Raw genomic sequence first — 12,642 nt, 5'->3', positions numbered from 1 at the left:
GGAGCCATCTGCGGCTCAGGCGACGCGCAGTTGCTTGTCCTGATTGTCGCCGCCGTCGCGGATCACCGCGGCGAGGTCGAGCAGGGCGACGATCTCGGTGTCGAGCAGCACGAGGCCTTCGATCAGCCCGTGCTCGTCGCGCTCCAGATCCGGCGCCGGACGGACCGCGCTGACCGGCACGTCGACGATGTCCGAGACCGAGTCGACCAGCAGGCCGGCGGTCTTGTCCTCGACATCGACGACGACGATCACATGGGTCGCAGTGGCTTCGGTGGAGCCGAGGCCGATCGCGGTGCGCAGATCGTAGACCGCGAGGATCACGCCGCGCAGGTTGAGGACACCGCGCACATGCGGGGCCGCATGCGGCAGCGGCGTCGTCGCCTGCCAGCCCTTGATCTCGCGGACCATGCCGACATCGATGCCGAAGGTGCGGTCGCCGACCCGGAAGGTGACGATCCGGCGCGCGGCCGACTCAGGCTGCGCCGAGGTGAAGTGCTTTTCGCTGAGCTGCAGGGACATGGTTCATCCAGCCAGTTTGAGTTCGGGAACGGGTTGGCGGACACCCGATGCGGCCAGGCGCAACATCGAGTCGACATCGAGAATGAGCGCGACGAGGCCATCGCCCAGAATGGTCGCGGCGGATGCGCCGTTGACCGTGCCGTAATTCGACTCCAGACTCTTCACCACGACCTGCTGCTGCCCGACGATCTCGTCGACGGCGATGCCGACATTGCCGCCGCGCTCGGTCTCCGCGATGATGATGATGTTCTCGTCGCGCGTGCCCGCCGAGCCCATCACGGCCCCGAGCCGGTGGAGCGGCGTGATCTCGCCGCGCCAGCGCAGCACTTCCTGGCCGAAGGTCAGGTGCTCGATCGGCGTGTTGGCGAGGTGCTGCGTCTCGATCACGCTGGCGATCGGGATAACGTAGCGGTCGTCGCCGCAGCGGATCACCATGCCTTCGAGCACGGCGAGCGTCAGCGGCAAAGCGAGCGTGAACTTGCAGCCGCGGCCGGGCTCGGAATCGACGCTGATGCGCCCACCGAGCGATTCGACATTGCGGCGCACCACGTCCATGCCGACGCCGCGGCCGGAGATGTCGCTGACGGCGTCCGCCGTCGACAGGCCGGCGGCGAAGATCAGCTGGTCGATCTCTTCCGGCGCGAGCTTCTCGTCGGCGCCGACGAGGCCGCGCGACTTCGCCTTGGCCAGCAGCCGGTCGCGACCGATGCCACGCCCGTCATCGGTGACCGAGATGACGATGCGGCCGGCGCGGTGCTCGGCGATCAGCTTGATCGTGCCTTCCGGGTTCTTGCCGGCGGCGATGCGCTCCTCCGGCGTCTCGACGCCGTGATCCATCGAGTTGCGGATCATGTGGGTGAGCGGATCGGCCAGTTCCTCGATGATCGTCTTGTCGACCTCGGTGTTCTCGCCTTCGAGGACGAGCTTCACTTCCTTGCCGAGCGTCTGGGCGAGCTCCCGCACCAGGCGCGGCATGCGCTGGAACACCGCCTTCACCGGCTGGGCGCGCACCGCCATGACATGGTCCTGCAGTTCGCGTGTCTGGCGCGAGAGCGTCAGGATGCCTTCGGCGGTCTTGGCATAGACGTCATAGGGCAGCGAGCGCACGCATTCGACCAGCATGGACTGGGTGATGACGATCTCGCCGACGAGGTTCATCAGCCGGTCGATGCGATCGAGATCGACGCGCACGCTGACCGCCTGGCGCTGGCGCGCAGCGGCCTCGTTGGAGACGGGCCGCGCAGCCGCACGTGCTGCCGCCGGAGCGGTTGCGATTGCAGGTGCAGCAGCGACCGGAGCCGCCGCGGGCGCAGCGGCGGGCTGGATATCGGGCTGCGGCGCGGCGTCGGCTGCCGGCCCGAGCCGGGCAAGGATGGCCGACAGGTCGGCGGCGACGTTTTGCGGCACCTCCGACGCGGCGGGTGCCGCCTCGGCAACAAGCTCCGGCCCGGCTTCGGCTTCCGCCAGGACCTCGACCTCGAACTCCTCGTTGGCGAGGGTAAAGTCGAACTTGGAGACGATCTCGTCGGCGCTGAGCTCGGTGCGCATCATCACCGTGAAGCGCATATGGCAGTCGGTGACGTCGAGCGTCTCGAGCGGCGGCACATGGCTGAGGTCGCAGGCGACCGAGACGATCTCGTCGGCCGGCAGGATGCCGATCGCGACCCGCGGTTCGATCACCCGGCGGAACAGGTCGGCTTCAGGCGTGATCTTGATGCGAACGTCGTGGCCGGGCCTGCGAACCGGCGCAGCGGCGACGGGCTCGTCATCGTCCCAGCCGTCATTGGCCGCGGCTGGCGCTGCGGCAGCGGGCGCGCCCATCTTGGCGTCGACCATGGCGAGCAGGTTGCCGAGCGCCGCGATCCCCGGCGGTCCATCGGAGGCCGGGGCCGCGGGAGCAGCCGGAGGCGCGGCGGGAGCAGCGGGCACTGCCGCCTTGGCCTGTCCGACCTGTTCGAGCGCAGCGAGAAGATCGGGGCGAACCGGCGCAACCTCGTCGTTGCGCGCAGCGGCGACCAGATCCGCGACAGCATCCGAGCAGCGCAGGAAGAGGGTGAAGGGCGCATCCGCCAGCGCGACGCGGCCCGAGCGGAGATGATCGAGCGCCGCCTCGAAGACATGGGCGAAGCCGACGAGCTCGGTGCAGCCGAAGGCGCCGGCACCACCCTTGATCGAGTGGATGGCGCGGAAGGCCGCATTGACGTCCTCGGAATCGGTCGAGCCCTCGTCGAGCGCCTGGAGTTTCTGCTCCAGCGCGCCGAGGAGCTCCTCGCACTCCTGGAAGAAGGTCTGCTTGAGTTCCGCCAGGGGATCCATAGGCCGCCTCAGTTCTGGTAGCGCGCGACGAGGCCGAGCAGGGTGTTTGGCTCGAACGGCTTGACCATCCAGGCGCTGGCGCCGGCCCGGCGGCCTTCCGCCTTGATCTCGGCGCCGTTCTCGGTGGTCAGCACGATGATCGGGGTGTTCTGGCCGGCCGGGCGCGCGCGGCAGGCGCGCGTGAACTCGATGCCGTCCATCACCGGCATGTTGAGATCGGTGATGACGAGGTCAGGCCTGAACTGGTCGAAGCGGGCCAGGCCCTCTTCGCCGTTCTCCGCCTCCGCCACCTCGTGGCCGGCATTGCGCAGCGTCATGCTGAGCAGGCTGAGCAGGGTCTTGGTATCGTCGATCGCGAGGATCTTCATCGCAGGATCACTCCAGAACGAGAGCGCTTTGCGCCGGGTCGAACCCGATCGCTTGAAAAGACTGTCGGCACTCGTCCGAGGCCGCCTTGAGCGTGACGCTGAGGCCGCGCGCCTTGGCGCTGCTTGCAGCCGAGTGCAGGAGCTGGATCCACACGCTCGGGAACGGCCCGGCCTCGGCGCATTCGACCGCGATGCTCTCCTTCTGTTCCAGCGCGACGAGGAGCTGGTTACGGAAAGCAGCAGCCTCTGATCGGCCGAGGAAAGGCGGAAGGGAGACGGTGATGACCACGGCGGCGCGCCCTGTGTTTATTGACTGGGAAGCATCTCCGGGATTGGTAAAAATTTCGCTAACCGCCCCGGCTCGCGGCAAGGATTGTGACCGTTCCGCGGCAGCTTCGTTCAACCTCAGAACAGACTGTTGCTGATCGCGCGCGGCACCAGCGAGATGCTGCCGTTCGCTTCCTTGTACTTGCGGGGTATGTTGATGATGCCCGAAAGGTGCAGCCAGAGATTGTTCGGCGAGATCGGCTTGACGATGATCTCGTGCGCTCCGAGCTTGGCGGCCTGCACCACGGCGCGCCGGTCAGGCTTTTCCATCATCACCAGCACCGGCGCCTTGGCGAAGGGCGACGTCTTGAAAGAGCGGATCGAGGCCAGGCACTTCACGCTGTCGCCGTCGGGCAGGTCCCAGTCCAGCATCACGATGTTGGGCTGCTTCTGGATGAAGGTCGTCGCCGCCGTGGCGAGATCGGCCGCCTCGAACACGCGCTGCAGCTGCGCCTGGTAGAGCATGGTGCGTATGATGCGCCGATAGTGCGGGCTGGGATCGATCAGCAGCACCGAGAGATTGGGGAAGGATGGCGCGATATGCATGTCCGCAACTCGAAACCCGTACGCGACTAGGACACTGGCACGCGGCGGTTAAGGCTCCGCCAACTCCCTCAGACGCTGAGCCCGAACCGGACCCCGCCCCAGTGCCGGCCCCTGACGATGATCGGCGCCGACAGGTCCTCCATCACAAGGAAATTGCCGCCGCCCATGTCGCGCCGATAGGTCTGCAGCAGGAACGGTTTCTGGTTGCGTGCCGCGGCAAGGCCGGTGCGATCGTTGAAGATGCGCCGGTTGCGGCAATTGGCGTTGTTCCAGACCGGGTCCGGCCCCTGCGGCTGCGAGTATTTGCGGTTGTGCGTCGGCAGGTACCCATTGCGGTCGACCGCCGCGCAGAAGACGATCCGCTTGCTCGCGGACAGCATCTTCTCCTGCACCGAAGGCAGCAGCCGGTCGGTCAGCTCGGTGAAGCGGGTCATGAATTGCTGGGGATCGCTGCCTGGGATCGGCCTGTAGGCTTCGTCGAACAGATCGGCCTGGCTGGCCTGCCCCGTCGCCAGCGCCTGCTCGAACAGGCCGGCGATCGCCGCCGACGCCTCGAGCGCGATCTCGATCATGTCAGATTGCGGCGTGCGCACGCCCGAATTCGCGATCGCGCCGAGGACCGCCTCGCTGGTCGAGACCAGCGACGCTCCGCGCCGGGCCGCGACCTCGAGATTGCGGCCGGACTGATCGACCCCCGCGACCAGTCCCTTGATCTCGTCGCCCACCTGCGCGAACGCCGCAGCATTCTCGCGCGCCGGCGCCGAAATCGAGTCGATTTCCGAAATCAGCCCGACGACCGAGCGGCCGAAATGATCGAGCTCGCCGATCTGCTGCGAGATGCCCTGGCTCTCGTCGCTGGCGCGCCGCGCCGCCAGCGCGTTCGCCTCGCTCTGCTTCGCCAGCTGGTCGACGGTCGAGACCAGCGCGTCGAGCTGTTTGGCACTGGCGGCCGTCGCGTCGCGCGTCTGCTCGGCGAGCTGCTTCACCGCCGCGGCGATCACCGCAAAGCCACGGCCTGCGGCGCCGCTGCGCGCGGCCTCGACGCCGGCATTGATCGAGAGCAGCTGGATCTCGCGCGTGATCGTCTGGATCGCCTCGCTGGCCTCGCGCGCCTTGTGTGCGCGCCCGACGGCTTCGTTCAGCGCCTGCGAGATCGATTGCGCACCGTCCGACAATTCGGCGATGTCGCTCTGCGCCGCATTCAGACCCTGGCGGACCGCGCCGGTGACGCGCTCCAGCCCGCTCTTGACCACGGAGGCCGCCTGCTGGGCGGTATCGGCCGCCTGCTGGATCGCCTGGTTCGAGCGCGAGACCTGCTCGACCGAGGTGACGACGCGGTGCAGCCCATCCGTCTGCCGGTCGAGCTCGGCATTGACGTCGCCGACGCGCCCGGAAATATCGGTGATCTCGGCGCTGAGCTTGCCGAAGCGTTCCGCGATCTCGCGTACGGCCCGCGCTGCCGCTTCCGCGCCCGGCGCATCCTCATTGGCAGGATCAGGCAGCTTCAGGGCCTGGGCAAGCATCGCTTGGCGCTTCCTTCTTGGAGTTATGCCCGCCGAACCTAAAGGAACAGGGTAAATCCGCGGTTAAGCGGTTCTGGCGGCAATATCTCGATGGTTCCCTCGGCTCGGCACGGCGGCTAGGCTGGCGCCGCACGACAGCCTCGGGGGCGCACGCCGCTTGAACAGCCGACAGCTCGAAACCTTCGCCGCGGTGATGAAGGCCGGCACGATCTCGCGCGCCGCCGAGTTGCTCGGCGTCACCCAGCCCGGCGTCAGCCGCGCCATCGCCGAGCTTGAGAAGTCGCTCGGCTTCCTGCTGTTCGACCGGATCCGCAACCGCATCGTCGCGACGCCCGAGGCCAAGCTGTTCTACGCCCAGGTCCAGGCTTCCTTCCTCGGCATGGACACGCTGCGCGCCACCGCCGCGCGCATCCGCGACCATGGCGCCGGCCAATTGCGCGTCGGCTCGCTCTCGGCGCTGGGCTCGTCGCTGGTCCCGCGGGCGGTCCGCCGCTTCCGCGACCGGCGCCCGGACATCGCGGTGACGCTGATGGTACTGCCCTCGCGCGATGTCCGCGACGGCGTCGCCTCCGGCGCCTTCGACATCGGCCTCGCCGCCGACGAGATCGACGTATCCGGCGTGCTGCACCAGCCCTTCGTCCAGCCGCGCGTGCTCTGCGCCCTGCCGCTAGGCCATCCGCTCTCCGAAAAGGAGCTGATCGGCCCGGCCGATCTGCACGACCTGCCGTTCGTGGCCTATGTGCCGGAGGATCGTGCCCGCCAGCGCCTCGACCGCATCTTCGCGGAAGCCGGCGTCAAGCCGCGCATCGTCGTCGAGACCATCTATGCCGCGACCGTCTGCGCCCTCGTCGCGGAAGGCGTCGGCGTCGGCCTGGTCAGCCCTTATGCGGTCGCCGGTGCCGATCCGACCCGGCTGGTGCTGCGCCCCTTCGAGCCGGAGGTGCAGAGCCGCAGCCTGCTGATCCTGCCGCTCGACCGGCCGAAATCGCAATTGGTGCGCGATTTCATCGATTGCCTGATGGAAGCGCGCTGACCATAACATTTAGGCATCGAGCCATGAGTTTTGCCTGATTGCCGGCAAGGCCCCGCAGAGGGAACCTTTCTCCCACGAAAGGACCTCTTCCCATGCACGACGCGACCCGCAGCGTTCACCACCCCGCCGTCAACGAAGAGGGCTATGCCAGCCTCACCGTGCCGACGCACCGCGCCTCGACCATCGTCTATCCCGACGCGGCCAGCTTCTTCGCCCGCAAGCATCGCGGCTTCGACGGCTATACCTACGGCCTGCACGGCACCCCGACGCACCGCACGCTCGAAGCACAGCTCACCGCGCTGCATGGCGGCGTGCGCACCGTGCTCGTCCCGTCCGGCCAGGCGGCGGTCACCATCGTCCTGCTTTCGGTGCTGCTGCCGGGCGACAAGGTGCTGATCCCCGATCAGGTCTACCAGCCGGTGCGCAGCTTCTGCGAGGACTACCTGCAGCCGCGCGGCATCGACTACGGCGTCTACGATCCGCTGATCGGCGGCGGTATCGCCGGTCTGATCGACGACAAGGTCAAGCTGGTCTGGGTCGAGTCGCCCGGCTCGAACACGATGGAGGTGCAGGATATCCCCGCCATCGTGAAGGCGGCGAAGGCCAAGGGCGTGCTCGTCGGCTGCGACAACACCTGGGCGACGCCGCTGATCTTCAAGCCGCTGGCCCACGGCGTCGACTTCGCCTGCGAAGCGCTGACCAAATATGTCGGCGGCCATTCCGATCTGCTGCTCGGTTCGATCACAGTCGCCGATCTCGGCCTGCGCGAACAGCTGAAGGTGACGCTGCGTGGCCTGGGCGTCGGCGTCTCGCCCGACGAGGTCCAGCTCGCTCTGCGCGGCCTGGAGACCCTGGCGCTGCGCCTTGCCCATATGGGGAAGGTCTCCGAGGACTTCGCCCGGCGCCTGACCCGTTCGCCCGCGGTCGAGACCGTGCTGCACCCGGCCCTGCCCTCCTGCCCCGGCCATGAATTCTGGAAGCGCGACATGGGCCGCTCGTCAGGCGTGTTCAGCGTCGTCCTGAAGCCAGTGCCGCATGCTCGGCTGGAACAGGCGCTCTCGGCGCTGGAGGTCTTCGCCATCGGCGCCTCCTGGGGTGGCACGCGCAGCCTGATCGCGCCGCTGGCGCCCGAGGGGGAGCGCACCGTCGTGCCCTGGCCGCATCAGGGTCCGGCACTGCGCATCAGCATCGGCCTGGAGGATCCGGACGACCTCTGGAACGACCTCGACGCGCTGCTGGTCGCGCTCGAACAGCCAGTGGCCGCCAAGGTCGCCTGAGGTTGAAGGCCTGAGATGACGAACGCGGCGGGGCAGCGTCTCCGCTGCGAGGGGAGAGTTTTGCCTGATAACAACGACAGGGGATCAACGATGAAACGGACCTTGCTACGCCTGACCGCCGCGCTGGCGCTCGCCGCGGGTTTCGCTGCACCCGCCGGCGCCGACACGATCAAGATGATCCGCGACCGCGGCAAGATCATCTGTGGTACCAGCCCCGGCGTCGCCGGCTTCTCGACGCAGGACGCCAACGGCCGCTGGCAGGGTTTCGACATCGACATCTGTCGGGCGCTCGCCGCGGTGATCTTCAACGACACCGAGAAGGCCGGCTTCGTCCCGCTGACCTCGAAGGACCGGTTGATCGCGCTGCAGGCCGGCGAGATCGACGTCCTGCCGCGCACCACCACCTGGACGCTTTCGCGCAATGCCGGCCAGGGCGTCACCTTCACCACCGTCAACTATTATGACGGCCAGGGCTTCATGGTCTCGAAGAAACTCGGCGTCTCCTCCGCCGCCCAGCTCGGCGGCGCCTCGGTCTGCGTCGCACAGGGCACGACCAGCGAGCTCAACCTCGCCGACTATTTCCGCAAGCTCGGGGTGAAATACGAGGCTGCCGCCTTCGGCACTTCGGAAGAAGCGCTGAAGGCCTATGAATCGGGCCGCTGCGACGCCTACACCACCGACATCTCCGCCCTCTCGGCCGTCAGGATGAAGCTGCAGGACGTGGACAGTCACGTCATCCTGCCGGAAGTCGTCTCGAAGGAGCCGCTCGGCCCCTGGGTCCGCACCGGCGACGAGACCTGGTTCAACCTGGTACGCTGGACCGTGCTGGCGCTGATCAACGCCGAGGAGCTCGGCATCACCAAGGCCAATGTCCAGGAGATGCTGAAATCCTCGAATCCCGAGGTAAAGCGCTTCCTCGGTCTCGACGGCAAGATGGGCGAGGCGATGGGCGTCAGCAACGACTGGGTCGTGCGCATCATCTCGGCCGTCGGCAATTACGGCGAGAGCTTCGAGCGCCATCTCGGCAAGAGCTCGCGCCTGCAGCTGGCGCGGGGCCCGAACGAGCTCTGGAGCAGGGGCGGCATCCAATACAGCCCGCCCTTCCGCTAGAGCATTGTCGAGGGAAGTGGACACCGGTTCGCGTGAAGAAATGCGATACGGCAAAGACCTGGAGCAATTCCGCCATTCGGAGAATTGCGGAATTGCTCTAGACAGCGAGGCAGGCACACGGAACCGCCGGGCGCTCCGGCGGTTGTTTACTCCGTTAGATCACCAAGGAGTACTGCTCGTGCCCGCCATCAAATCCCTCTTCGCCGGCGCCGCTGCGCTTGCCCTCGTCACCGGCACGGCCGTGGCCCAGCCGCGAACGCTGGGTCCGCAGACCGGCACGGTCAAGATCGAGCAGATCTCGGTCGCCTTCATCGCCTCGGGCGAACTCGGCGGCGGCACCTTCACCTATCGCGGCCGCTCCTATCCGATCTCGGTCGGCGGCCTCGGCATCGGTGGCATCGGCGCCTCGCGTGTCGTCGCCAGCGGGCGCGTCTACGGCCTGACCGAGCGCAACGACCTCGCCGGCCCCTATGTCCAGCTCAAGGAAGGCTGGGCCGTCGGCCGGGCCGGCCAGGGCCGCATGTGGCTCAAGAACGACAAGGGCGTGACCATCAGCCTCGACACGCGCCGCCAGGGCCTGCAGGCGACGATCGGCGCCGACGGCGTGGTGATCGCGTTCAAGTAGGCGCAGCGCAAGCTGAAGGCACTCAATGGCGGCCGGGTGATGCCCGGCCGCTTTCGTCGTCGCCATGCGCCGCGACGGCTGCGCTGTCGGATGCGTGAGTGTACAACTGCCCTTGCACACCCGACCTAGGCTTTCGGGGCGCGCGGTTCCCCATAGCTGCGAAGACGAGGAGGATGATCGCGATGACGAAGGTTCTGGTTCTCTACTATTCCAGCTACGGCCATATCGAGACGATGGCGCAGGCTGTCGCCGAAGGGGTGCGCGAGGCCGGCGCCGAGGCGGTGATCAAGCGCGTGCCCGAGCTCGTCCCCGAGGAGGTCGCGCGCAAATCCGGCTTCAAGCTCGACCAGGCCGCTCCGATCGCGACCGTAGACGAACTGCCGGACTACGACGCCATCATCCTCGGCGTCCCCACCCGCTTCGGCAATATGCCGGCGCAGATGAAGAACTTCCTCGACCAGACAGGCGGCCTCTGGTTCCAGGGGAAGCTGATCGGCAAGGTCGGCAGCGTTTTCACCTCGACCGCGACCCAGCATGGCGGCCAGGAAAGCACCATCCTTTCGACCCACACCGTGCTGCTGCACCAGGGCATGGTCATCGTCGGCCTGCCCTACAGCTTCCAGGGCCAGATGACGCTGAGCGAGATCACCGGCGGCTCGCCCTATGGCGCCAGCACCATCGCCGCCGGCGACGGCTCGCGCCAGCCGTCCGAGAACGAGCTCGCCGGCGCCCGCTTCCAGGGCAAGCACGTAGCCGGCATCGCCGCCAAGCTGGCCGGCTGACGCCCGGGCGCGCCCCAGCCGACTCCGCGGCCCGGCATCGCCACCGGGCCGCGTTGCCCGGGATCACACCGCGCTGCGTCAGCGGCAGCGAGAGAGGAATGCCCGATGGGTACCGGCGTCGTCGACTGTCCCGACCAGAATCGTTTCGAACTCGACATCGGCGGCGAACTCGCCCTCGCCTATTACAAGCTCGATGGCGACCGCGTCGTGCTGACCCACACCGAGGTGCCGCAGGCCTTGTCCGGCCAGGGCATCGGCTCGCGCCTGGCCAAGGGCGTCTTCGAGCAGATCCGCGCCTCCGGGCGCAAGGCCGTGCCGCGCTGCTCCTTCATGGCCGGCTGGGTCAGCCGGCATCCGGAGTATGACGATATCGTCGTGGGGTAGCTGGCAGGCCCCACGAGCGATGGGACTCAGATGTCGGCGGGAATGGCTCGCAGGTGGCGGAACCACGCGACAACCTTCGCGTTGCCGCCTTGCCAACCTGACGGAGCTCCGATGTCCTCATCTGCGCGTGCCATCGTTCTGGGTGCGAGCTTGATGCTCGCCGCCTGCAATCCGACCCACCCAAGCGGCAATGCGAACGTTCCGCAACCGGCCAAGCCCGTCGAGCTGAGCCGCTATGTCGGCCGCTGGCATGAACAGGCGCGCTATGAAGCGAGCTTCCAGAAGGGCTGCGAAGCGGTCACCGCTGATTATGCGGCAAAGTCCGACGGCTCGATCGCTGTGGTGAACTCCTGCCGCGAAGGCTCCGTCTCGGGACCTCTGCGGAAGGCCGAGGCGACGGCGAAAGTCGTCGACGGCTCGAACAATGCGAAGCTGAAGGTGAGCTTCTTTCCCCCGTTCGAGGGCGATTACTGGGTGCTGGATCGCGCGGCGGATTATTCCTGGTCCATCGTCGGCGAGCCATCCGGCCAATATCTTTGGATACTGACACGGTCGCCGCGGATCACGGACCGCGAATACGCTCGCCTCGTCGCGCGTGCCGCGGCACTCGGCTACGATACGGCGATGCTGAGGCGGACCGCACAATAGCGGCGCGATGGCCGCCGCCTTCTGAGCCTATTTGCCGGAGCCGGTCTCGCTCTCGGCTCCCGAGCCGAAGGCCTCGATGGCAGCGGCAGACAGATCGCCGATCGACCCGGGCCGGTCGAGCATCAGGCGCAGGACGATTGCGCCGAGCCTCGCCTTGGCCTGGTCCTGATCACCGTCCGCTATGACGCCATGCGCACTCAGGGCGGCAAAGGCACGCGCCTGAATCGCCTCGGCGACCAGGAGTTCCTGGGAATTCAAGACGCCTGGGAAGCGGAACGGGAGCATATGCATGGTCGTCATCGAAGGCCGGTTGTCACTGCGTAGATAAGAATGGCGCTCCTGGCGCAATGTTCCCTCGCTTGTCGAAGGCCGTCGACGCGCTACGTATCGGAGCCGACGATCCGCCTCGATACGGCTGCGCAGGCCCGGGCCGAAGGGCAGCCGGGTGTCAGGCTGTCCGGGCGGCCGTCGACGACGAGCGCCGCTCTCGCTCAGGCGGTCTTGCGAATTCCGAAGCAATGACCAGATCAATGATCGCCCTGCATAAAGAGGGCATGTAACCCGGATCCATGTTGCTTTTCGGAGGATATGGCTATGGCAACAAAACCGATCGTCGCCTGCATCACGGAGGGCCACGACCGATGAATACCGATCAGTTCGAACGGCCGGTCGTCATTTTCGCCGGGCTGGGCCATCCGGCGGCGATATCGACCGTCATGGAAGCGTATATGTTCCTGGTCGATTGGCCGCACGGCAAACGCGACCGGGCCCACGACTTTGCGATCAAGGCCTGCGTGGCCGCGTTGCGCGGCGAGGTCGAGGCCGAGACGGTTCGAGGCCTGTTCGCGACGCTCGCCGAGAAATACGACATCCTGGCACCGGATGCCGCCTCCTTTGCCGCAGCGTACAGGGAAGGCCCGCAAGGCAGGGCGTGAAAGCAGCCCGGCGCTGCCCATGGCAGGGCCGGGCCATATGGCGACCCTTGCCTGGGCATCGCCATCGTCGCGGCGCTGCCGACCTGTGACAAATACCGGCAGCTTGGCGCCGGAACAGGGCGGAACTGCCCGAACTTGTCGACGCTAGATGAATTGGTGGGCCGGGCCGAAGTGCCTGAAGTGGCCGTAATCAGATAGTTGGCGCCCAGTGGGAAAGAGTTTTCGCCCACCTCTTTTCAGGGGTTTCGG

15 protein-coding genes are annotated in these 12,642 nt (G+C 67.2%); 8 read left to right on the top strand and 7 right to left on the bottom strand.

Annotated features, from left to right (window positions below; all coding sequences use genetic code 11):
- Nucleotides 1-15 precede the first annotated feature (15 nt).
- From BMZ21_RS23165 to BMZ21_RS23140, 6 genes are all read right to left on the bottom strand, one after another.
- Nucleotides 16-519 (bottom strand): chemotaxis protein CheW, encoded by a 504-nt coding sequence (locus BMZ21_RS23165; protein ID WP_057190852.1) that lies wholly within the window; start codon nt 517-519, stop codon nt 16-18.
- Between the two features lie 3 nt (nt 520-522).
- The gene (locus tag BMZ21_RS23160; protein ID WP_091840273.1) at nt 523-2,835 is read right to left on the bottom strand and encodes a chemotaxis protein CheA; all 2,313 of its coding nucleotides are present in this window, start codon (nt 2,833-2,835) and stop codon (nt 523-525) included.
- Nucleotides 2,836-2,843: 8 nt separating this feature from the next.
- Nucleotides 2,844-3,203 carry a response regulator gene (locus BMZ21_RS23155; RefSeq protein ID WP_091840270.1) on the bottom strand — a complete coding sequence of 120 codons (360 nt, stop codon included), beginning with the start codon at nt 3,201-3,203 and terminating at the stop codon, nt 2,844-2,846.
- Between the two features lie 7 nt (nt 3,204-3,210).
- Nucleotides 3,211-3,492, bottom strand: coding sequence for an STAS domain-containing protein (locus BMZ21_RS30460; RefSeq protein ID WP_159650080.1), 282 nt, complete (start codon nt 3,490-3,492; stop codon nt 3,211-3,213).
- 116 nt (nt 3,493-3,608) lie between these two features.
- Nucleotides 3,609-4,076: a response regulator gene (locus BMZ21_RS23145; RefSeq protein ID WP_091840264.1), complete on the bottom strand. Its 468-nt coding sequence runs from the start codon at nt 4,074-4,076 to the stop codon at nt 3,609-3,611.
- Nucleotides 4,077-4,144: 68 nt separating this feature from the next.
- Entirely contained in the window at nt 4,145-5,599 is a 1,455-nt protein-coding gene (locus BMZ21_RS23140) for a methyl-accepting chemotaxis protein (RefSeq protein WP_091840262.1), read from the bottom strand.
- Nucleotides 5,600-5,756: 157 nt separating this feature from the next.
- Between BMZ21_RS23140 and BMZ21_RS23135 the strand changes: the two genes are divergently transcribed.
- From BMZ21_RS23135 to BMZ21_RS23105, 7 genes are all read left to right on the top strand, one after another.
- On the top strand, nt 5,757-6,632 hold the full coding sequence (locus BMZ21_RS23135; protein WP_091840260.1) for a LysR substrate-binding domain-containing protein: 876 nt from the start codon (nt 5,757-5,759) through the stop codon (nt 6,630-6,632).
- A gap of 92 nt (nt 6,633-6,724) precedes the next feature.
- On the top strand, nt 6,725-7,909 hold the full coding sequence (metC, locus tag BMZ21_RS23130) for a cystathionine beta-lyase (protein WP_091840257.1): 1,185 nt from the start codon (nt 6,725-6,727) through the stop codon (nt 7,907-7,909).
- A gap of 90 nt (nt 7,910-7,999) precedes the next feature.
- Nucleotides 8,000-9,019 carry an amino acid ABC transporter substrate-binding protein gene (locus BMZ21_RS23125; protein WP_091840255.1) on the top strand — a complete coding sequence of 340 codons (1,020 nt, stop codon included), beginning with the start codon at nt 8,000-8,002 and terminating at the stop codon, nt 9,017-9,019.
- Nucleotides 9,020-9,197: 178 nt separating this feature from the next.
- Nucleotides 9,198-9,644: a hypothetical protein gene (locus tag BMZ21_RS23120; protein WP_091840252.1), complete on the top strand. Its 447-nt coding sequence runs from the start codon at nt 9,198-9,200 to the stop codon at nt 9,642-9,644.
- A 182-nt stretch (nt 9,645-9,826) separates the two neighbouring features.
- Complete coding sequence (gene wrbA / locus BMZ21_RS23115) at nt 9,827-10,426, top strand: NAD(P)H:quinone oxidoreductase (RefSeq protein WP_091840740.1); 600 nt, start codon at nt 9,827-9,829, stop codon at nt 10,424-10,426.
- Between the two features lie 105 nt (nt 10,427-10,531).
- A complete protein-coding gene (locus tag BMZ21_RS23110; protein WP_091840249.1) occupies nt 10,532-10,810 on the top strand; it encodes a GNAT family N-acetyltransferase in 279 nt (92 codons plus the stop codon).
- A 153-nt stretch (nt 10,811-10,963) separates the two neighbouring features.
- Nucleotides 10,964-11,458: a lipocalin family protein gene (locus BMZ21_RS23105; protein ID WP_208862364.1), complete on the top strand. Its 495-nt coding sequence runs from the start codon at nt 10,964-10,966 to the stop codon at nt 11,456-11,458.
- 27 nt (nt 11,459-11,485) lie between these two features.
- Here the strand turns inward: BMZ21_RS23105 and BMZ21_RS23100 are convergent, their stop codons facing one another.
- Nucleotides 11,486-11,749, bottom strand: coding sequence for a hypothetical protein (locus tag BMZ21_RS23100; RefSeq protein WP_091840244.1), 264 nt, complete (start codon nt 11,747-11,749; stop codon nt 11,486-11,488).
- Nucleotides 11,750-12,099: 350 nt separating this feature from the next.
- Here BMZ21_RS23100 and BMZ21_RS23095 point away from each other — a divergent pair, with 350 nt between their 5' ends.
- A complete protein-coding gene (locus tag BMZ21_RS23095; RefSeq protein WP_091840241.1) occupies nt 12,100-12,393 on the top strand; it encodes a DUF982 domain-containing protein in 294 nt (97 codons plus the stop codon).
- Nucleotides 12,394-12,642: the final 249 nt, after the last annotated feature.

This window comes from Allobosea lupini, from assembly GCF_900109525.1.
GTDB lineage: Bacteria > Pseudomonadota > Alphaproteobacteria > Rhizobiales > Beijerinckiaceae > Allobosea > Allobosea lupini.
Note: the sequence above shows the minus strand (reverse complement) of the source record. Positions and strands in the feature narration are given on the sequence as shown.